Below are 20675 nucleotides of genomic sequence, written 5' to 3' on the forward strand. Positions count from 1 at the left end.
CGCCGCCGGCGCGGCAGCCGGCGCCGCGGCCGGGGCCCGAGCCGGTGCGGCAGCCGCATCAGCCGCAGCTTCAGCCTCGGCCGGTGCGGGATGGCAGACCGGCCCAGCGGAATCAGCAGCGAGCGGCAGCACATCGGGAACCACATTCGACGGAACAGGTGCCCGCGCCGGAACCGTCGAAGGCGATTCGGGATCCACCGCCGCCTCGACGCCCGACCCGCGTCTCGAGTCCAACCGGGCGCTGCATGAGGCCGACCTGGTGCTGAACGAGTTCCGTCAGCAGCTGCGCGCGGACCTGCGCCAGGCTGCCACACGGTCCGGCGTGCCGACCACGCTCGTGCCGGAACTTCGGGCTCGCCTGGTCGAGGTGCGCGCGGACATCCTCGCCGCCCTGCACCGGCAGCGCGGCCACTAGCCCGGAGCGGTGCAACAGCACCCCCCACACAGAACACCCTCGCCAGCTGCGCGGGTGTTCTGTGTGTCACCGTCGCAACCGGGTCAGACGGTACGGGCCGCGATCTCCTCGGCGGTGGGGTGGCGCGGTCGGCGCATCCCCCCGAACGGTCGATCGCGTGCAGGGACATCAGGGCGCCGCAGATCGGGCAGACCGGGCGCACCCGACACGCCCGCACGGCGGCCGACTCCCCTGGATTTGACAGAGGAATCCAAGGGAGTAGTGTCGTCCCTCGTGACACCAGAGGGAACCCCCCAGGCACCAGAAACACGTTCACCGAAAAGGTGGATCATCGGCGACCCGCTCTCGACCGAAAAGCTCGACGGCCAGTTGCTGCCCAAGCACCTCGCCCTCCCCATCTTCGCGAGCGACCCGCTGTCGAGCGTCGCGTATGCGCCGCAAGAGCTCCTGATGATCCTGACGCTCGGCGGGCTGGCCTTTCTCAGCTTCGCGCCCTGGGTCGCGGCGTGCGTCGTGCTACTGCTCGTCGTGGTCGTCGCGTCGTACCGCCAGCTGATCAAGGCCTACCCGTCCGGCGGCGGCGACTACGAGGTCGCGCACAAGAACCTCGGAGAGAAGGCCGGCCTCGTCGTCGCGTCCGCCCTGCTCGTCGACTACGTGATGACCGTGGTCGTGTCGGTGGCCAGCGGCGTGGACAACATCATCTCCGCACTGCCGGGCCTGGCGCCGTTCCGGGTGGAGTTCGCGGTCTTCTTCGTGATCCTGCTCGCGGCGGTCAACCTGCGCGGCGTGCACGAGTCGAGCAAGGCTTTCGCCATCCCCACCTACCTGTTCATCGCCAGCGTGCTGCTGATGGTCGTCGTGGGCCTCGCCCGGGTCGCCCTCGGCGATACCCCGATGGCCGAGTCGGCGAACTACGACGTAGAGGCCCAGAGCCTGGCCCAGTCGGCGTTCATCCTGCTGCTGCTGCGCTCCTTCGCGAGTGGGTGCAGCGCGCTCACCGGCGTCGAGGCGATCGCCAACGGGGTGCCCGCGTTCAAGCATCCGAAGGTCAAGAACGCCCAGCGCACGCTGGTGCTCATGGGCGGCATCGCCATCACGCTCTTCATCGGCCTGACCGCGCTCGCCCTGTTCTCGAAGGTGCACTACGCGGAAAATCCCTGCGACCTGATCGGCTGGGAGGAGTGTGCGACTTCCCCGCAGCGCAGCCTGATCGCCCAGATCGCGGCGGCCACCTTCGGCAACAACTCGATCATGTTCTTCGTGCTGCAGGCCGCGACCGCGGCGGTGCTGCTGCTGGCCGCCAACACGGCGTTCAACGGCTTCCCGCTGCTCGGCTCCGTGCTCGCCAAAGACTCCTACGCCCCGAAATCGCTCAGCACCCGCGGCGACCGCCTGATCTACTCCAACGGTGTGCTGCTGCTGGCCCTCTTCGCCTGCATCATCCTGGTCATCTACCAGGCCAACCTGACCGTGCTGATCCAGCTCTACATCATCGGCGTCTTCGTCTCCTTCACACTCGGGCAGACGGGCATGGTGCGGCACTGGCTGACCCTGCTGAAGACGAACCCGCCGAACCGGGCATCCATCATCGCCAGCCTCTCGATCAACGGCTTCGGCGCGCTGCTCACCGGCGTGGTGCTGATAGTGGTCACCATCACCAAGTTCACCCACGGCGCCTGGCTCGTCTTCGTTTTGATGCCTGTGCTGTTCACCCTCATGCTCGGCGTCAACCGGTACTACCGCGACGTCGCCAAGGAAATCGAAGTGGATGCCGACACCATCTTCGGCTCGTCGGGCGACCACGCGATCGTGCTGGTCGGCAAGATGCAGAAGCCCGTGCTCAAGGCGTTGGACTACGCGATCGCGGCCCGCCACGAGAGCATCGAGGCCGTACACATCTCCGTCGACGTCGACGAGACCAAGGCGCTCAAGCGCGCCTGGGTGCAGCAGAATATCCAGGTGCCGTTGCGCATCGTACAGTCGCCCTACCGGGATATCAGCTGGCCTCTGATCAGCTACATCAAGGATCGGCGCGAGGACCACGGCTCCGAGGTCGTCACCGTGTACACCCCGATCTACATCGTGGGCCACTGGTGGGAGGGTCTGCTGCACAACCACAAGGCCCGGCGGCTGCGCCAGAAACTCATGCTCGTGCACGGCGTCACCATTGCCCTGGTGCCGTGGCTGCTCGACTCCTCCGAGCTCATCTACGGCCGGCGCTCCCGGCCCGTGCCCGGCCAGGACCGCCGCGGCGAGCCCGTGCGCCCCCGCCCGATCCCGCGCCGCCCGCTCGCTCCGGCGACCAAGGACATCCCGATCCGACCCACGCCGGTCGTCGGCACGGTTCCGCCGAATTCCCGGCCGTCCGCCGCGCGGCGCCGCAAGAGGAAGTAACGGATGCGCCTTGCTCCCGGCGTCTTTCTCGGCGGCATGGTCGGCACGGGCCTTCGACTCGGCATCGATCAGGCTCTCCCGCACGCCGACACCGACTTCCCGGCGAGCACGCTGATCGCCAACACGATCGGCGCGTTCATCCTCGGCTGGCTGGTGGCCGGCCTGTGGACCCGCCCGGGCCTGCCGGCCTGGGTCAAGGCCGCCCTCGGCACGGGGGTGCTCGGGTCGTTCACGACCTACTCCGCCGTCATGGTGTCCCTGGTCGCGCTCGGCGCGGCCGGATTCCCGACTCTCGGCTGGATCTACCTGGCGGCCACTCTGCTGCTGGGGTTCGGGGCCGCGGCCCTCGGCCTGCAGCTGGGGGCGCAGCTTCGGCACCGCGTGTTGCCGGACATTCCGGATGCCGGGAGCACTCTGTGAGCACCTGGCTGGTCCTCGGCGTACTCGTCACCGGTGGCGCGGCGGCGGTCATCCGTTACTTCGTCTCGCGTGCCCTCCCCGTCGGCCCCGGGCGGCTGCCGCTCGGCGTGTTGATCGTGAACGTGGCCGGATCGTTGATCGGCGGCGTGGTGCTCGGTCTCTCCGAGCGTGCCGCGGTGTCCGCCGACGTGCAGCTGATCCTGTTGACCGGGGTCTGCGGCGGCCTGACCACGTTCAGCACCTGGAGCGTCGAGACCGTCGAACTGACGCTCACCGGGCGTCGGCGAGCTGGCATTGTCAACCTGATCGGCACTCTCCTGCTCGGGTTCCTGGTCTGTGGTGCGGGCTACCTCCTCTCCCGCTGAGGTACAGTGAAGGAACGCTGATTGTGAACGTGCTCGGCGAACCGCTGCTCAGGATTTGCATCCTCGGCCCGTTCGGCCCGCCATGCTAAACTGACGGCTAGTTTTCACCATATTCGGCAACTCCCGGGAGACGTTCCTCTCACCCGGCCTGGCATCGTTAGGGGGTCTCGCATGGGGCGCGGCCGTCAAAAAGCAAAGCACACCAAGGTTGCCCGCGAGCTGAAGTACTTCAGCCCGGACACCAACTACAACGCGCTTGAGCGCGAGCTCACCGGGCATCCGGCCAACGACCCGCGCCTCGATGAGGACCTGGCGAAGTGGCCGGAGTACGAGGCCGGCAAGCCCGGCAAAGACGCAGACACCGACGACGGAGCCGACGCCGACGCCGACGGCCAATACGTCGACCATTACGCCACCGAAGACGAGCAGAAGCGCGCCTGACGCTCGGCTCATCTCGGCTCGGCTCGGCTCGGCTCGGCTCATCTCGGCTCGCCGAGCTTTGCTCCTCCGCGGCCCCGTGTCTCAGCGGGTGCGCGCAAATGGCCGCCATCGTTTCACCGATGGCGGCCATTTGCGCGCACGGGCCGCCCGGCGGGGCGCCCGACGGGCGCCCGACGGGCGGCCTGCTAGAGCGCGTAGCCGCCGACCAGGCGCACGGCGCCGCCGTTCACGCCCTTGGCACCCTGCTCAAAGCCCGCGAGGTCGTGCGGGGCGGTCGAGACACGGCCGGCCACCCAGGCCGGCACTCCCTCGGTGGCGAGGCGCGCGATGACGGATGACGCCGATTCGGCCGCGACGACGGCGAACATGCCGACACCCAGGTTCCAGGTGCCCTCCGCGCTCTCGAGCGAGGAGCCGGCGAGTTCGCTGAGCACCCGGAAGACCGGGGACGGCGACCAGGTGGACCGGTCGACCTCCACCCAGGCGCCGAGCGGGAGCACGCGAGCGAGGTTCGCCGCGATGCCGCCGCCGGTGACGTGGCTGAGCGAGTGCACGACGCCGGCGAGCTCCGGGTCGGAGATCACGCCGAGCAGCGGCCCGGTGTAGAGCCGCGTCGGCTCGAGCAGGACCTCGCCGACCACGCCTCCGAAATCGGCGGACGTGTCGGTGTAGCCGATGCCGCGGTTGGCGAGGATGTGCCGCACGAGCGAGTAGCCGTTGGAGTGCAGGCCGGAAGAGGCCAGCGCCACGACGACGTCACCGTGGCGGACCTTCTCCGCGCCGAGCACCTGGTCGGCTTCCACCACGCCGGTGGCGGCGCCGGCCACGTCGTAGTCGTCAACGCCGAGGAGGCCGGGGTGTTCGGCGGTCTCGCCGCCGACGAGTGCGGTGCCGGTGGCGGCGCAGGCGCGGGCGATGCCCGCGACGATGTCCGCGATCCGCTCGGGGACGACCTTGCCGCACGCAATGTAGTCGGTCATGAAGAGCGGGCGGGCCCCGACGACGATGATGTCGTCGACGACCATGCCCACAAGGTCCTGGCCGATCGTGTCGTGCTTGTCGATGGCCTGGGCGATCGCAACCTTGGTGCCGACGCCATCCGTTGACGTGGCCAGCAGCGGGCGCGTGTAGCCGGTGAGGAAGGAGACGTCGTAGAGGCCGGCAAAACCGCCGAACCCGCCGAGCACCTCGGGACCGTGCGTGTTCGACACGGCCTCCTTCATCAGGGAGACGGCGAGGTCGCCGGCCGTGGTGTCCACTCCGGCCGCCGCATAGGATGCGTTGCTCATTCTTGTCTTCCTGGGTCGCCGATCGGGGGCTTACCCTGTGTGACCAAGGATTCTTCGCGCAGTGCTTCCTGGCGCAGTGAGGTGGGGGCGAGCAGAGGCTCGAATTCCGAGTCGGGGCCCGGGTCGCATCCGTTCGAGGCGGCGGCCGGACGTTCCAACAGGTTCTTGCCCAGGTGTGCTGAGTCGGGCAGCGGGATCGGATAGACCCCGGTGAAGCAGGCCGTGCATAGGCGTTCGGGCGGCTGCTCGGTGGCGGCGATCATACCCTCCGGTGAGAGGTACCCGAGCGAGTCGGCGCCGATGGCCTGGCGCACCTCGTCGACGCCGAGGCCGGTCGCGATCAGTTCCGCGCGGGAGGCGAAGTCGATGCCGTAGAAGCAGGGCCAGGTGATCGGCGGGCTCGAGATGCGCACGTGCACCTCGGCCGCACCGGCCTCCCGCAGCATGCTGACCAGGGCACGCTGGGTGTTGCCGCGCACGATCGAGTCGTCGACGACGATCAGCCGTTTGCCCTTGATCACGGCCTTGAGGGGGTTGAGCTTGAGCTTGATTCCCCGCTGGCGGATGGTCTCCGACGGCTGGATGAAGGTGCGCCCCACGTAGGAGTTCTTCACCAGACCCTGGCCGAACGGAATTCCGGATGCCTGCGCGTACCCGATCGCGGCCGGCGTGCCGGACTCGGGGGTCGGGATGACGAGGTCGGCCTCGACGGGGTACTCCTGGGCGAGGCGACGGCCCATCTCGACCCGCGCCTCGTGCACGCCGCGGCCGGCGATGGTGGTGTCGGGCCGGGCCAGGTAGACGTACTCGAACACGCAGCCGGCGGGCTTCGCTTCGGCGAAGCGCTGCGTACGCAGGCCGTCCTCGTCGATGGTGATGAGCTCGCCCGGCTCGACCTCGCGCACGAAGCTGGCGCCCACGATGTCGAGGGCGGCGGTTTCGGATGCGACCACCCAGCCACGCTCGAGGCGGCCGAGCACCAGCGGGCGCACCCCCTGCGGGTCGCGGGCGGCGTAGAGGGTTGTCTCGTCCATGAAGACTAGGCTGAAAGCGCCGCGCAGACGCGGCAGAACCTCGAGCGCCGTGGCTTCGAGGGTGTGGTCGAGATCGCCGGTGAAGAGGGCCGTGATCACTGCGGTGTCGGTGGTGTTGCCGCGGGCGAGCTCGCCCTCCACCTTCGGGTAGCGTTCGTGCACGAGCTGCAGGAGCTCGGCCGTGTTGGTGAGGTTGCCGTTGTGGCCGAGGGCGACCGTGCCGCCCGAGGTGCGGCCCAGGGTGGGCTGGGCATTTTGCCAGCTGGACGACCCGGTGGTCGAGTAGCGGGTGTGCCCGACGGCGATGTGGCCGATCAGTGTGCTCAGCGCGGCCTCGTTGAAGACCTGGGAGACCAGGCCCATGTCCTTGTAGATCAGGATCTTCGAGCCGTCACTCGTGGCGATCCCGGCCGATTCCTGGCCCCGGTGCTGCAGGGCATAGAGGCCGAAGTAGCTAAGCTTAGCCACCTCCTCACCGGGAGCCCAGACGCCGAAAACGCCGCAGGCATCCTGCGGCCCCTTCTCTCCGGGGAGTAGATCATGGCCTAAAAGTCCGTCGCCGCCAGCCAAATCGGTGCCTCTTCTACTATCAGTGCTCGGGGAAATGTGTGCTGAGAGTTGTGGGGTGACCGGGAGCTTCTCCGCTTCGGTCCGGTGAGCCGTGTTGTTGGGACGGGCGGGTTGAGCTAGTCCCGATCAGAATTCGACGAGTCGGATACGGCATCCGGAGACTCGGACTCGCTCGGACCGACAGCTGCCATTCTATCGACGACGACCGTCTTCCCGCGGCGGGAGATGACACGGTCGATGATGATGGCGACGACGGCACCCAGGGCGACGCCCAGCGTGAGGAACGCGAGCAACAGGAATCCGAAGACCTGGGTAGCCCCGAACTCGGCGTTCTCGGGAAACACGACCGTGAGAACCAGGGCCGCGATCGCACCGATCAGGGCGCCGAGGAGCATGAAGTTGAAGAAGCGAGGCGACCGCCGCACGGTGACGGTGGACTTGTCGACGATCGATTCGCCGGCACTCTCACCGTTGCCGGAATCGGACTCCTGCTCGGGCTGTTGGTCTGAGATCACGCGTTCATTCTCGCACGCCAGATCGGTCCTGCGGCTGTGTGTTGGCTCTGCCCGGCGGATGCCAGCCTGCCCGGATGAATGGGATTGCGGGACGCGGGAGCGCGAACATGGACCTCGTCGTGCGGCAGCCGCGGCGGCGCGTCAGGGTGGCGCGGTGGACTTCCGCGGACACGGAGGTTCAGCGTTCGGCGATCACCGCGGCGGCCGGTGGACGATCCACCACGGCCGAGCCGAGCGCCCCGGTCGCGCCTGTCACAATGACCGCACCCCTCAGGATCCCTTGACCTGTGCGAGCAGTCCAGCGAGCTCGGTCAGTGAGTCATCGGTCAGCGTGTCGAACCATGGTGCGGAGCGTTCTATCGCGAGAGTTTCGAACGCCTCGACCTGGGAACGCGCGAATCCGGTGAGCCTGAGGAGCCGCACCCGTCCGTCCTGGTCGGATGCGAACTGCTCGACCAGGTCATGCTCGCGCAATTGGTCGACGAGTTGAGTGATGGCCCCCGGTGTGACGTGCAACAGTGCGGCAAGCCGGCCCGGAGTGACAGAGTCCTGCGCGTGAGCGAGGACGAAGAGGACATCCAGCTGGGTGCGTGTGAGGACCGTGCTGCCGAACGGAGTCGATCGCGGGCTCGCGATCGACCGCGACAGACGAACGACCGCCGCCAGGACCTCCCCCATCTGCCTGGACCGGTGCGAGGTGAGCAGGCGCGCCGATTGTGTCATGCGCTGATAAACGGCATCTGCCCGATGAAGGTGCGATCCTCCACCTGGGTGAGGATGAAGTCCGCGAGATCATTTCGACTGATCTGGGTGCTCGCGTCAACGCCCACCCATCCCACTCGGTAGGTTCCAGCACCCGGCTTCTCGGTCAACCGCGGACCACGAACGATCGTCCACTCCAACCCGGACGCCTCGAGCACCCGAAGGTGCTGCTCCGCGTCGGCGAGAACATGCCCGGACAGGGTCTTCAGCAAGAACCTGATGACGCGGTCTGCGGGCCGGGGCCGGTCCAGTGGAGCGGTTAGCCCGCCGCCCGACAGGGTGACGATCCGCTTTACTTCGTGCCGCCCCATCGCGTCCACGATGAGCTGGTTGCCCTCGGTCTGCAGGGTCGGCGGCGACCCCTTGACCTGCCCGAACAGGCTGAGCACGGCGTTTGACCCCGCCACCGCCTGATCCACGGCATCCGCGTCCAACACGTCACCGCGAATGACCGTCAGAGCCGGCGACGTGGTGACGAGCTTGGCCGGATCACGCACCAGAGCCCGCACCTCGCATCCCGCGGCAAGAGCGCGCGTCAGCACGCGATGACCGGTCTTACCGGTCGCACCGAACAAAGCAATCACTGTCATGAGAATTAGTTTAGTCGCTAAATGTTGTGATCGGATGATGCTGCCACCGAACCACAACGACGGGGAAAACTCACGAGGGAGAAAAAGGAGGGTCGCGTCCGAGACGGAGGTGGGAGGCGTCAGAGAAGCGGTAGGTGCCCGACCAGGTCGGCGCGCTGGCCGGAGGCGGCGATGCGACCGGATGCGATGCCATCAGCCCACGAGAGCGTTCCGGTGGCGAGGGCGAGCCAGGTGGGGGCATCCGTCTCAATGACGTTCGGCGGTGTGCCGCGGGTGTGGCGCGGACCGGCGATGCACTGCACGGCCCCGAACGGCGGCACGCGAACCTCGAGTGTGTTGCCGGTGGCCTTCTCGGCGAGCAGCTGCAGCGTGTACCGAACCGCCAGGGCACGGATGTCCCGGCTCGCCTCACCCTGCTGCGCCGCGTATTCGCGCACCGCCGCGCGCCCCACGCCGTCGTCAATCCTCGCTCGTGCCACGCCACCAGTCTGCCTCCTGTCTGCGGTCCGTGCCGGCCGCCCGCTCCTTGCGCCGCCAGCCCACCCCGCGCGCATGCTGTGCCGCTGCGCGCCTGGCACACCATGCGCGTATCGGCGCAGCACGGGCGCAGCGCTCTTGCGCCAGTTCCCGCTGTCCGCCGCCCGCCGCCCGCGCGGGGCTACGCGGCATCCGCTAATCTGACGGGGTGAAGATTCTGGTCCTCGGTTCCGGTGCCCGCGAGCACGCCATCATCACCGCGCTGCTCCGCGAGGAGCCGCGCCACGACATCGTGGCGGCGCCAGGCAATGCCGGCATCGCCCGGGATGTGCCGGTGATTCCGCTCGACCCGGCCGACCCCGAGCAGGTCACGAACTACGCGAACCTCAACGGCATCGAGCTCGTCGTGGTGGGGCCGGAGGCGCCGCTCGTCGCCGGGGTCGCCGATGCGCTGCGCACCCGGGGCATCCCGGTATTCGGTCCGGACCGGGCCGCAGCCGCCCTCGAAGGCAGCAAAACCTTCGCCAAACGCATCATGGACGCCGCGGGCGTGCCCACCGGACGCGCCGAACGCGCCGGGTCGCTCGCCGAAGCCACGTCCGCACTCGACGAGTTCGGGGCGCCCTACGTGGTGAAGGCCGACGGCCTCGCCGCCGGCAAGGGCGTGCTCGTCACCGTGGACCGTACGGCCGCGATCAACCACGCCATCTACTGGCTTCAGCACGGCAGCGTGCTGATCGAAGAATTCCTGGACGGGCAGGAGGTCTCCCTCTTCCTGCTCAGCGACGGCCACAGCGTGCTGCCGCTCTCCCCCGCCCAGGACTACAAACGCCTCGGCGACGGTGACCTCGGCCCGAACACCGGCGGCATGGGCGCCTATTCGCCGCTGCCCTGGCTCGACGCCGAATTCGGCAGTGAACAGGCTTTCATAGACGAGGTCATCGAAACGATCGCGTTGCCCACGGTGCGCAAGCTCGCCGCCGAGGACACCCCCTTCATCGGTCTGCTCTACTGCGGCCTCATTCTTACGACCGAGGGCATCCGGGTGATCGAATTCAACGCCCGATTCGGCGACCCGGAGACCCAGGTGGTTCTACCGCGCCTGGTCACGCCACTGTCGGGTCTGCTGCTCGCGGCCTCCACCGGCGGCCTCGGCGGCCTGGCCCGCCCGGTATTCTCGGCTGACGCCTGCGTCACGGTCGTGCTCGCGAGCGAGAACTATCCGGATGCGCCGGTCACCGGACGCGCTCTCACCGGCCTGGCCGCGGCATCCGCTGTGCCCGGCGTCAGTATTGCGCATGCGGCGACAGCCGTCGTCGACGACACCCTCGTGTCCACCGGCGGACGCGTGCTCAGCGTCGTCGCGGTCGGCGACGGCTTTGCGGATGCCCGCGCCCGCGCCTACGAGGCGCTCACCCTGATCACGCTTGAGGGTTGCCAGTTCCGCACCGACATCGCGGCCCGCGTCGCCGCTGTCGCCCGCTGAGCCCGCGTCGCCGGTGTCGCCCGCTGAGCCCGCGTCGCCGGCGTCGCCCGCCGAGCCCGCCGAACCCTCGTCTCACTGGCCCGGCTGAGCTGTCGCCGCCCGCCGTTTCCGTGGCCAACTCAGGAGATCCATTCGGCGAGCGCTGAGAACACCCGAGAACACCAGGCCGGATGACACCGGCAGCGCAGATCTCCTGAGTTAGCCCCTCCCCCTGGGATCCTCGGCGCGGAAGCGCGGCACGCCGCGGGCGGCACGAACCCGGCACGAGCCCGGCACGAGCCCACGCCGGCACCGCGTTGGCGCGGGCACCGGCCGGTGCGCAAGAATATAGCCGTGACCGCACTAGACCAGCCCGCCGCATCCGCTCTGCCCGACCTGCCGGGATGGCGTCACGCCTACTCGGGCAAGGTGCGCGACCTCTATGTTCCGGATGCCGCGGCCGACCTCGCGACCGCCGCACGCGTGCTCGTGGTCGCCAGCGACCGCGTCAGCGCGTTCGACCACGTTCTCGAGCCCGGCATCCCGGGCAAGGGCGAACTGCTCACCACTCTCAGCCTCTGGTGGTTCGACCAGCTCGTGGGCTTCCCCAACCACCTCGTGCCGGACCACACCGTCAACGGGGCTGTGACCAGCCTGCTCCCATCCGCCGTTGCCGGGCGCGCCATGCTCTGCAAGACCCTCGACATGTTCCCGATCGAATGCGTCGTGCGCGGCTACCTGACCGGATCGGGCTGGAAGGAATACCAGTCCACCCAGACGGTGTGCGGCATCCAACTGCCTGCCGGCTTGCAGAACGGCGACCGCCTGCCCGAACCCATCTTCACCCCGGCGTGGAAGGCCCCGATGGGCGAGCACGATGAGAACATCTCGTTCGAGCGCACGGTGGAGCTGGTCGGGGCCTCCGTTGCCGACGAGCTGCGCCGCCTGTCGCTGGAGATCTTCGGCCACGCCTCGGCGATCGCCGAGAAAGCCGGGGTCATCCTGGCCGACACGAAATTCGAGTTCGGCGCCGACCGCCTCACGGGCGCCATCACGCTCGCCGACGAGGTGCTCACCAGCGACTCGAGCCGCTATTGGGACGCCTCGCTCTGGCAGTCCGGCACGACCCCGGAACAACGGATGGCCAGTTTCGACAAGCAGATCGTTCGCGACTGGCTCGCGGCCAACTGGGACCTGACCGGCACACCGCCGGCACTTCCGGCGGAGATCATCGGGCAGACCGCGGCCCGTTACCTGGAACTGCTGGCGCGGCTGACGCACGCGGCTTCCGCGGCCGGCGCGGCGTAGGCGAGGCCGGCGCGGCGTAGGCGCGGCTGCGGTGGCCCGCGTTTCTCCGCGGGCACCGCACCGTCGCTGGGCTTCCCCGCAGCCGGGCGTGCCGTCGCGAGGCGTCACGCCCGGCGGCCACGGGCCGCAAACTGATACGCTCCGGCCATGCGAATCAAGATGTGCAGCGTCCACGTGAACGATCCGTCCGCCGCGTTCGACTTCTACACGTCCGTGCTCGGATTCGAGAAACTGATGTCCATGCCGGAGCACCAGCTGTACATCGTGAAGTCCCCGGAAGACCCCGACGGGGTCGGCCTCCTCCTCGAGCCGAGCGACAACAAGGTCTACCAGAAGTACGCTCAGGGCATCCGCAGCCTCGGGCTGCCGGCCATCGTGTTCGGCACACCGGATGTGCAGGCCGAGTACGAGCGACTCCGCACCCTGGGCGTTCAGTTCGCCGGCGCCCCCAGCACGGATGCCTACGGCACCTCCGTCATCTTCGACGACACCTGCGGCAACCTGATCCAGCTCCACGAAGACGAGCAGTAGCGAGCGCCCGGACTGCCGGGTCGCGTTCTGCGCTCCGACCCGCTCCCGACTCCCGATCCCCCTACAACTCCCGACTCCACCTCCCGACTCCAATCTGGGGCTAACTCAGGAGATCCCGACCAAGGCCGTCCCCGGGGCCACTGTTTCCGCGGCGGATGGCGTCCGATCGCGACCGTGCCGCCGGATCTCCTGAGTTAGCCCCCGCCACGCGGCGCACGGCCGGAATACCGGGCCCGGATCATCCGTTGGGGCCAGTGTGAATCGATTTGCGAACGATCTGCTGCCCGCATCCACCGGCATGGGCGCGGTGACCCTGCGGGTGGGCGACCTCGACGCCATGATCACGTATTACCGCGACGCGGTGACCCTCGAGCTACAGAGCCACGAGGGGCCGGTCGCCGTGCTCGGGCGCGGAACCACACCGATCGTTGTTCTGCAGCACGCCCCGGAGCTGGCCGCCGCCGAGCCCCGCTCGAGCGGGCTGTTCCACACCGCCATCCTCTTCGATACGCAGGCGCAGCTCGCCGCGGCCGTCTACTCGGTGGGCACAACGCATCCGGGATCGTTCACCGGCAGTGCCGATCACCTGGTCAGCCAGGCCTTCTACTTCACCGACCCGGAGGGCAACGGCATCGAGCTGTACTGGGACCGCGACCGCACCGAGTGGAGCTGGACCCACGGCCAGGTCGAGATGGCCACCCTCTACCTCGACCCGAACACCTTCATCGGCGAGCACCTGACCCGGGACGGTCAGGCGCATCCGTCGGTCGGCAACGCCATCGTCGGGCACGTGCACCTTTCCGTCGGCGACGTGGGCACGGCCCGCGAGTTCTACGTGGACCGCCTCGGCTTCGAGGCGACGGCGACCCTCGGCGGCCAGGCCCTGTTCGTCTCGGCCGGCGGCTACCACCACCACATGGCCATGAACACCTGGAACAGCGCCGGCGCCGGCAAGCGCCGACTGGCCCTCGGGCTCGGCGAGGTCGATATCATCCTGCCGGGCTCCGACGACATCGGTGCCCTCAACGAACGGATGTCCCACTTCGGCGTGCAGACCCGTCACGACGGGCAGGCCCTCGGCTTCGACGACCCGTGGGGCAACCAGATCGTGGTGCGCACGAAGTAGCCCGCACGGCGTCAGCGCACGGCGTCAGCGCGGCGCACCCCGCCGACGCCGAACGCAGATGTCCTATGCGCCGGCCTCGGGCGCAGCGCCGGCTCCCGGCGCCACACCCGTGCCGCGGGAGGCCGCCCGGGTGGCACGGCGGCTCAGGCCGTGCACGGCCGCCTGGTATTCCTTGGCTCCCAGCGGACGTCCCGGCAGCTTGGGCCGGCCCCGGTCGACGGCCCGCAGCCCGTCGAGCACGATCGACAGCTGGCGCCGCCACTGGCCGGTGTAACCGCCGCCGAGGGTGCCGAGCGAGCCCACCATGGTGACGAGGACCGCGAGGTCGACCGCATCGACATCCGTTCGGAGGTCGCCGTCGCGTTTGGCCTGCGTGACGAGGGCCGACAGCACCGCTTTGAACGAGGCCGCCTTGCCGCGCGCCGGGTCGACCGTCTCCATGCGCTTGAGGATGGGCGGCAGCGACGGGTCGGCGACGAGCCACTCGGCGACGCGTTCGGTGTAGACGACGATGCCGTCCCACGCGGTGGGGGCAGCCGCGATCTCGTCGCGCACCGAGGCCAGCTCGGCGAGGGAGATGTCGTGCAGGGCCCTGACCAGGTCGTCCCGGGTGGAAAAATTGCGGTACAGCGTGGCTACGCCCACGTCGGCGCGGCGAGCGATCTCCTCCAGCGAAGCGTCAACGCCGTGCACCGCGATCAGTGCCCGCGCCTCAATGAGGAGACGCTCACGGTTCTGCCGGGCGTCACGCCGTCGAGGCTGCGCCCCATCCTGCGGGGTCGATTCGGGCGAAGTCATGACCCTGAGTCTAGGTCCCGAACCTTGGCATCGCGGAGGCTCACCTCCACGCCTCCCCCTGGCAGGTGTCAGCCAGTTGCGCCGGGCCGGGGCTGTCCCGCACAATGCAGTCAGCACCCGAACGAAACGGAGCACCATGTCGGTCGAGCACAACACCCGCGAGTTCGATCCCGAGATCGTGACGGATTTCCGGGAGCGGATGAGTTACGGCTCCTACCTCGATCTGGACACCCTGCTCGGTGCGCAGAAGCCGGTCAGCTCACCCGAGCATCACGACGAGCTTCTGTTCATCATCCAGCACCAGACCACCGAGCTCTGGCTGAAGCTCGTGCTGCACGAGCTGCGCGCCGCGACCGCGTTCCTGCGCCAGGACCAGATCGCCCCGGCCCTCAAATGCATCGCCCGGGTCAAGCACATCCAGCGCACCCTGACCGAGCAGTGGTCGGTGCTGGCCACGCTCACGCCCAGCGAATACGCCGAGTTCCGGCATTTCCTGGGCAACTCGTCCGGGTTCCAGTCGTATCAGTACCGGGCCGTCGAGTTCGCGCTCGGCAACAAGAACCGGCGCATGCTGAGCGTGTTCGAGAGCGATCCGGATGCTCACGCGCTCCTCTCCGAGATGCTTGCGGCCCCCAGCATCTATGACGAGTTTCTGCGCTACCTGCACCGGCAGGGGTTCGCTATCCCGGCATCCGTGCTGGAGCGCGACGTCACGGAGGCGTGGGTGCTGCATCCGGAACTCGTGGCCACCTTTCGCGGGATCTACGAGAACGCGGGCGAGCACTGGGGTGCCTACGAGGCCTGCGAGGAACTCGTCGACCTGGAGGACAACTTCCAGCTCTGGCGGTTCCGTCACCTCAAGACCGTGCAGCGCATCATCGGCATGAAGACCGGTACCGGTGGGTCGAGCGGGGCCGCCTTCCTGCAGAAGGCGCTCGAGCTGACCTTCTTCCCCGAGTTGTTCGCCGTGCGCACCGAACTCGGCACATGAGGCACGGATGACCGGCGGCCGGCCAGGCGGATCGGTGCCGGGCAGGACGGTCGGCAGGACCGTGCTCCTGGGCTTCCTCGATGCGCATGTGCACCTCGCGCTGATCGACCCGGCCCCGCTCACCGCGGCCGGCATCGCCCGCGTGCTCGACCTCGGCGGGTGGACGCCGCCGAGGTCGACGCTTCCGGTCGAGTCCGACCCGGGTGCTCGACCTCGGCGGGTGGAGCTGGGCGCGGGAGAGCCCCAGCGAGCTGGGCGTCCCGCGAGCGCGGTCCTTCCCGAGACCGTGTTCGCGGGGCAGTTTCTCGCCGCGCCGGGCGGCTACCCGAGCGAACGGTCCTGGGCCCCGGCAGGCAGCGTGCGCTTCGTGGCCCAGGCGACGGATGCCGCGGCCGCCGTCGACGACCAGCTGGCGCTCGGGGCATCCGTGATCAAGGTCACGCTGAACGGCGACGCCGGGCCAGTGCTGCCGCGCGCGGTTCTCGCGGCCATAGTCGGGCACGCCCACGATCGCGGGGCCCCCGTTCTCGCCCACGCCGAGGGGGCCGGACAGGCGCTCCGCGCGTTCGAGGCCGGGGTGGACGCCCTGGCGCACACGCCGTTCAGCGAGCGGCTGGGCGACGAGGTGATTGCGGCCATGGCCAGGCGAATGGCATGGATCAGCACCCTCGACATCCACGGCTGGGGCGAGCCGACCGACGACTTCGATCGCGCGGTCGACAATCTGCGCCGCTTCCACCGGGCCGGCGGACAGGTGCTCTACGGCACCGACCTCGGCAACGGCCCGCTGCCGCTCGGGCTGAACCGGCGGGAGATCAACGCGCTGCTCGGCGCCGGCCTGAGCGGCGACGACGTGCTGCGGAGCCTGACCATGGGAAACCTCGGCGGCTTCCGGACCGTGCTGCGCGGCCCAACAGGCACCGAGCGCCTGGTCACGGTGCTGCGTGGCAAGCGCCCGGCCGACCCGGCCGCGTTCAGCGCCTGGCTCGGCACCGCCCGGGCGATCAGCCCGGCCGACCTCGGCGACCTCGGCGACCTCAGCACCCTCGACCCGCCGGATTCCTGAGCGCACCCCCGACCGCATCCACCGCCGCACGGCCGTCCGCGCTTTCCGTAGTCGCGCGGTCACTCGCGTGGGTGGGATACTTCCAGCGCGGCACGGTGTCGGCGAGTCCCCGGGAAGCGCGCATCGCTGCGAGAGATGGCTGCCCATCATCCGTTCGACCTCGAGGAATCCAGATGACCCCCCACACCGACACCAGCCCCGCCGGCAACGGCAGCCAGGATGCCCAGCTCGCCTTCGCCCGCCGGATGGACCGCATCGACGGGCTCGGACACTACCGGCGGCAGTTCGTCGGCATCGAACCCGACAGCGCGACCGGCGCGACCGGGCACACCCCGAGCCTCGTCGCCTACCTCGACGGCAACTCCCTCGGCCGGCCCACCCGGGCCAGCGTGGCCCGCATCACCGAGTTCCTCACCCACGACTGGGGCACCCGCCTGATCCGCGGCTGGGACGAGGCCTGGCTGGACCTTCCGCTGAAAATCGGCGACGACATCGGCCGCGCCGCCCTCGGTGCCGCGCCCGGCCAGGTCTTCGTCGGCGACTCGACCACCGTGCTGCTCTACAAGTTGGCGCGGGCGGCCGTCGACTACCTTCGCGTCGACGCGGAACCGACGCGCACCGAGATCGTGCTGGACACCGACAACTTCCCCACCGACCGCTACCTGCTCGAGGGCATCGCGGCCGAACGTGGCATGACGCTGCACTGGATCCACTCCGACCCCGCGAGCGGCGTCACAGTGGAGCAGGTGCGGCAGGCCGTGGGCCCGCAGACAGCGCTCGTGCTGCTCAGCCACGTGGCCTACCGCTCCGGTTTCCTTGCCGATATGCGCGAGATCACCGCGGTGGTGCACGCCGCGGGCAGCCTCGTGCTCTGGGACCTCAGCCACTCGGTCGGCTCCGTGGTGGTCGAACTCGACCTGTGCGACGTGGACCTGGCCGTCGGCTGCTCCTACAAATACCTGAACGGCGGCCCCGGCGCCCCCGCGTTCGCCTATGTGCGCAGCGACCTGCAAGACGTTCTCACCCAGCCGATTCAGGGCTGGATGGGAACGAAGGATGTCTTCACGATGGGCCCGGGGTATGTGCCGGCCGACGGCATCCGTCGTTTCATGAGCGGAACCCCGCCGATCGTGGGGATGCTGGCCATGCAGGATTCGCTCGCGATGATCGAGGAGGCCGGCATCGACCAGGTGCGCGCCAAGTCGGTGGCGCTGACCGAGTTCGCGCTTACCCTCGTGGATGCCTGGCTTGCCCCGATGGGCGTGACTGTGTCGTCGCCGCGAGAGCCCACGCACCGCGGCGGTCACGTGACCGTGAACCACCCCGCCATGCGGCAGGTGACGCAGATTCTGTGGGAGCACGACGTGATCCCCGATTTCCGCACGCCCGACGCACTGCGCATCGGCCTGTCCCCACTGAGCACAAGCTTCGTCGAGACCTTCGAGGGGGTCGCGGCGATCCGGGACGTGCTGCGCGGTGTGCTGCTCGGGCAGAGCGGGCTTGCCGGCGGAGCCAACAGTGGTCTCGGCACCGGCCTGGGCACCGGCCTGGCCGGTGCGCTCGGCGGCCCGGGGGTCGGCCTGTAGGATCGTGGAATCCACCCCCCGACGCCTCCGGAGTGAGCTATGCCAACAATCGTCGTAGAAGTTATGCCCAAGGCCGAGCTGCTCGACCCGCAGGGGAAGGCCGTCGCCGGCGCCCTGGGTCGCCTCGGCAAGACCCGTTTCACCAGCGTTCGCCTGGGCAAGCGGTTTGAACTCACCATCGACGGCCACGTCGACGACGCCGTGCTCGCCGAGGTGCAAGAACTCGCCGACACCGTGCTGTCCAACACGGTGATCGAGGATGTCATCGGCATCCACGTGCTGGAGGCACCCGCCGGAGAGACGCACTGATGCGCATCGGCGTCGTCACGTTCCCCGGTTCGCTCGACGATCGCGACGCCGCGCGCGCGATCCGCCTGGCCGGCGCCGAGCCCGTCGCCCTCTGGCACGGCGAGCACGACCTGCACGGCGTGGACGCGCTCGTACTGCCCGGCGGCTTCAGCTACGGCGACTACCTGCGCTGCGGCGCCATCGCGAGCCTCTCTCCGATCATGGCGGAGGTCATCAGCGCGGCCAACAGCGGCATGCCCGTGCTCGGTGTCTGCAACGGCTTCCAGATGCTGACCGAGGCGCACCTGCTCGAGGGCGGCTTGATCCGCAACGACCACGGCTCGTTCATCTGCCGCGACCAGAAATTGCGCGTCGAGAGCGCCCTCACCGACTGGACCGGTGGTTTCGCGGCCGGCCAGGAGATCACCATCCCGCTCAAAAACGGCGAGGGCGGCTTCATCGCCTCCGCCGACACGCTCGAGCGCCTCGAGGGTGAGGGCCGCGTGGTCGTGCGCTACGTCGGCATGAACCCGAACGGCTCGCTCAACGACATCGCCGGCATCAGCAACATGCGCGGCAACGTCGTCGGCCTGATGCCGCACCCCGAGCACGCGGTCGAGCCGGGCTTCGGCCCCGACACCGTCGACGCCATGCGCAGCGGCACCGACGGGATCACCTTCTTCACCTCCGTGATCGAACGGATGCTCGTCAGCGCGTAACAGCGTCCGCACCATGCGGTTGTCGGCGCGCCGGAGCGCCGGCGCGCTAGCCTGTCAGGGTGACGTCTAACAGCGGTGTGCGTGTGGGTGCCGCTGTCCGAGGGATGCCGCCTGGCTACTTCGCGTTGGTCATGGCCACGGGGATCATCTCGGTCGGGATGCACCTGATCGGCGTCCAGACGCTCAGCTTCATCCTCATGGTCGTGTGTGCCGCGGCCTACCTGATTCTCGTGGCGCTTACCGGGTGGCGGCTCATCGCCTATTCCGCGGCCTTCCTTGCGGACATGCACGATCCCCACCGCGGATTCCAGTTCTTCACTTTCGTCGCCGGCACCAACGTCCTGGCTGCCCGTCTCGCCATCGAGGGCTGGTTCGGCCTGGCGACAGTTCTCCTCGGGGTGTCCGGAATCACCTGGCTGTTGCTCGGCTACGCTCTCCCGTGGTTCGCGGTCCTGGGCCGCAGCGTGCGCCCCGTGCTCAATGCCGCGAACGGGACCTGGTTCATCTGGGTCGTCGCCAGCCAGTCGGTCGCCGTCGTGGCGGCCTCGTTGGAGCCCGTGCCGGGCGATGCCAGGGCACTGCTCGCAGTCCTCGCGATCTTGTCCTGGTCGGTGGGCATCTTCCTCTACGGTGCCGCGGGTGTTTTCGTATCCTTACGGCTGGTGCTCTATGACATCCGGCCTGAGCAGTTGGACCCGCCCTACTGGGTGTCTATGGGCGCGTGCGCGATCACGGTGCTGGCCGGTGCCCGCATCGTCGAAATGGCGGACGCCCCGATGGTGACCGCGACCCGGGGGCTCGTTGCGGGCGTCTCCGTCATGTTCTGGGCGTTCGCCACCTGGCTCATCCCCGTGCTCATCGCGGTGGGGTTCTGGCGTCACGTCACACACCGAGTGCCACTGCGCTACGAAGCGACGCTGTGGAGCATCGCATTTCCCGTCGGGATGTACGCGGTCGCCGGAATCTACCTGGGCCAGGCCGATGACCTTCCACTGGTCGGGCAGATCGGGACCGTCTCACTCTGGGTGGCTCTCGTGGTGTGGTTGGTCATGTTCACCGCGATGGTCCGCCAGCCGCTGCGGGCAGGTGGACTGTTTCGTGGATCCCCTGACCCGCGGCACCTGACCGTTGAGCCCGCAGTCACCGGCCAACCGAGAAAGTGAGAACCGACCCGTGCAGAAAATTTCGATCGAGGCGTTCGCCCGCGAACACCTGAAGGCAGCCGCAGCCGGCACCAGTGGTCGCGCAGCCGGAACGGTCTTCGGCGGCCACGAGAAGGTGATGCGTCAAACCGTCATCGCGCTGCTGGCCGGAATCTCCCTGAGCGAGCATGAGAATCCGGGTGAGGCGACGGTCTATGTCCTCAGCGGGCGCGTGCGGCTAAGAGCCGGCGACGACGTCTGGGAGGGGCGCGCCGGTGATTTCCTGATCGTTCCGGACGCACGGCACAGCCTTGAGGCGGTCGTAGATTCCACGGTCCTGATGACCGTTGCCAAGAAGGGCTAGAACGCCAGATCGAGGA

Annotated in this window: 22 protein-coding genes and 1 pseudogene; 16 read left to right on the forward strand and 7 right to left on the reverse strand. The window is 68.8% G+C overall.

Translation table 11 applies throughout. The features are described 5' to 3' along the window. The 5 genes and pseudogenes from E3T34_RS15660 to E3T34_RS01780 form a co-directional block, all read left to right on the forward strand. A pseudogene (locus E3T34_RS15660) lies at positions 1–415 on the forward strand (hypothetical protein); the annotation flags it as partial. Positions 416–688: 273 nt separating this feature from the next. Continuing rightward, entirely contained in the window at positions 689–2812 is a 2124-nt protein-coding gene (locus tag E3T34_RS01765) for an APC family permease (protein ID WP_104099145.1), read from the forward strand. A 3-nt stretch (positions 2813–2815) separates the two neighbouring features. Then, complete coding sequence (locus E3T34_RS01770; protein WP_104099143.1) at positions 2816–3232, forward strand: CrcB family protein; 417 nt, start codon at positions 2816–2818, stop codon at positions 3230–3232. Continuing rightward, a complete protein-coding gene (gene crcB / locus E3T34_RS15665) occupies positions 3229–3597 on the forward strand; it encodes a fluoride efflux transporter CrcB (protein WP_166784841.1) in 369 nt (122 codons plus the stop codon). The genes E3T34_RS01770 and crcB overlap by 4 nt, the downstream gene beginning before the upstream one ends. Positions 3598–3768: 171 nt before the next feature. Next, positions 3769–4038 carry a DUF3073 domain-containing protein gene (locus tag E3T34_RS01780; RefSeq protein ID WP_134341983.1) on the forward strand — a complete coding sequence of 90 codons (270 nt, stop codon included), beginning with the start codon at positions 3769–3771 and terminating at the stop codon, positions 4036–4038. A gap of 185 nt (positions 4039–4223) precedes the next feature. Here E3T34_RS01780 and purM read toward each other — a convergent pair whose 3' ends face one another. The 6 genes from purM to E3T34_RS01810 form a co-directional block, all read right to left on the reverse strand. Then, positions 4224–5327, reverse strand: a complete 1104-nt coding sequence (gene purM / locus E3T34_RS01785) for a phosphoribosylformylglycinamidine cyclo-ligase (protein ID WP_104099463.1) — start codon at positions 5325–5327, stop codon at positions 4224–4226. Further along, complete coding sequence (gene purF, locus E3T34_RS01790; protein ID WP_104099462.1) at positions 5324–6931, reverse strand: amidophosphoribosyltransferase; 1608 nt, start codon at positions 6929–6931, stop codon at positions 5324–5326. Before purF ends, purM begins: the two co-directional genes overlap by 4 nt. A 116-nt stretch (positions 6932–7047) precedes the next feature. After that, positions 7048–7446: a hypothetical protein gene (locus E3T34_RS15975; RefSeq protein WP_174843113.1), complete on the reverse strand. Its 399-nt coding sequence runs from the start codon at positions 7444–7446 to the stop codon at positions 7048–7050. 270 nt (positions 7447–7716) lie between these two features. After that, positions 7717–8169: a MarR family winged helix-turn-helix transcriptional regulator gene (locus E3T34_RS01800; RefSeq protein ID WP_134341984.1), complete on the reverse strand. Its 453-nt coding sequence runs from the start codon at positions 8167–8169 to the stop codon at positions 7717–7719. Next, entirely contained in the window at positions 8166–8798 is a 633-nt protein-coding gene (locus E3T34_RS01805; RefSeq protein WP_134341985.1) for an NAD(P)-dependent oxidoreductase, read from the reverse strand. Before E3T34_RS01805 ends, E3T34_RS01800 begins: the two co-directional genes overlap by 4 nt. Positions 8799–8917: 119 nt before the next feature. Continuing rightward, the gene (locus E3T34_RS01810) at positions 8918–9277 is read right to left on the reverse strand and encodes a sterol carrier family protein (protein ID WP_104099459.1); all 360 of its coding nucleotides are present in this window, start codon (positions 9275–9277) and stop codon (positions 8918–8920) included. A 206-nt stretch (positions 9278–9483) separates the two neighbouring features. Between E3T34_RS01810 and purD the strand changes: the two genes are divergently transcribed. The 4 genes from purD (at position 9484) to E3T34_RS01835 (ending at position 13705) form a co-directional block, all read left to right on the forward strand. After that, positions 9484–10761 (forward strand): phosphoribosylamine--glycine ligase, encoded by a 1278-nt coding sequence (gene purD, locus E3T34_RS01815; protein WP_134341986.1) that lies wholly within the window; start codon positions 9484–9486, stop codon positions 10759–10761. 366 nt (positions 10762–11127) lie between these two features. Beyond that, positions 11128–12048, forward strand: coding sequence for a phosphoribosylaminoimidazolesuccinocarboxamide synthase (locus tag E3T34_RS01825; RefSeq protein WP_134342005.1), 921 nt, complete (start codon positions 11128–11130; stop codon positions 12046–12048). A 147-nt stretch (positions 12049–12195) separates the two neighbouring features. Then, the gene (locus tag E3T34_RS01830) at positions 12196–12579 is read left to right on the forward strand and encodes a VOC family protein (RefSeq protein WP_104099457.1); all 384 of its coding nucleotides are present in this window, start codon (positions 12196–12198) and stop codon (positions 12577–12579) included. 298 nt (positions 12580–12877) lie between these two features. Continuing rightward, positions 12878–13705, forward strand: coding sequence for a VOC family protein (locus E3T34_RS01835; protein WP_134342006.1), 828 nt, complete (start codon positions 12878–12880; stop codon positions 13703–13705). 63 nt (positions 13706–13768) lie between these two features. On the opposite strand, the gene E3T34_RS01840 is transcribed toward E3T34_RS01835, so the two are convergent. Beyond that, positions 13769–14503 (reverse strand): TetR/AcrR family transcriptional regulator, encoded by a 735-nt coding sequence (locus E3T34_RS01840; protein WP_166785814.1) that lies wholly within the window; start codon positions 14501–14503, stop codon positions 13769–13771. Positions 14504–14639: 136 nt separating this feature from the next. On the opposite strand from E3T34_RS01840, the gene kynA reads away from it, so the two are divergent. The 7 genes from kynA (at position 14640) to E3T34_RS01875 (ending at position 20659) form a co-directional block, all read left to right on the forward strand. After that, positions 14640–15494 carry a tryptophan 2,3-dioxygenase gene (gene kynA / locus E3T34_RS01845; RefSeq protein WP_104169576.1) on the forward strand — a complete coding sequence of 285 codons (855 nt, stop codon included), beginning with the start codon at positions 14640–14642 and terminating at the stop codon, positions 15492–15494. A 7-nt stretch (positions 15495–15501) separates the two neighbouring features. Further along, positions 15502–16560: an amidohydrolase gene (locus tag E3T34_RS01850; RefSeq protein ID WP_134341988.1), complete on the forward strand. Its 1059-nt coding sequence runs from the start codon at positions 15502–15504 to the stop codon at positions 16558–16560. Positions 16561–16733: 173 nt separating this feature from the next. Continuing rightward, positions 16734–18146, forward strand: a complete 1413-nt coding sequence (locus tag E3T34_RS01855) for a kynureninase (protein WP_104099453.1) — start codon at positions 16734–16736, stop codon at positions 18144–18146. A 39-nt stretch (positions 18147–18185) separates the two neighbouring features. Further along, positions 18186–18455, forward strand: coding sequence for a phosphoribosylformylglycinamidine synthase subunit PurS (purS, locus tag E3T34_RS01860; RefSeq protein WP_104099452.1), 270 nt, complete (start codon positions 18186–18188; stop codon positions 18453–18455). Continuing rightward, on the forward strand, positions 18455–19153 hold the full coding sequence (purQ, locus tag E3T34_RS01865) for a phosphoribosylformylglycinamidine synthase subunit PurQ (RefSeq protein WP_104099451.1): 699 nt from the start codon (positions 18455–18457) through the stop codon (positions 19151–19153). Before purS ends, purQ begins: the two co-directional genes overlap by 1 nt. A gap of 59 nt (positions 19154–19212) precedes the next feature. Continuing rightward, positions 19213–20316 carry a tellurite resistance/C4-dicarboxylate transporter family protein gene (locus E3T34_RS01870; protein WP_134341989.1) on the forward strand — a complete coding sequence of 368 codons (1104 nt, stop codon included), beginning with the start codon at positions 19213–19215 and terminating at the stop codon, positions 20314–20316. 10 nt (positions 20317–20326) lie between these two features. Continuing rightward, positions 20327–20659, forward strand: coding sequence for a cupin domain-containing protein (locus E3T34_RS01875; RefSeq protein WP_104194316.1), 333 nt, complete (start codon positions 20327–20329; stop codon positions 20657–20659). Positions 20660–20675: the final 16 nt, after the last annotated feature.

Source organism: Cryobacterium sp. TMT1-62 (assembly GCF_004403145.1).
In the GTDB taxonomy this organism is placed as follows: Bacteria; Actinomycetota; Actinomycetes; order Actinomycetales; family Microbacteriaceae; genus Cryobacterium; species Cryobacterium sandaracinum.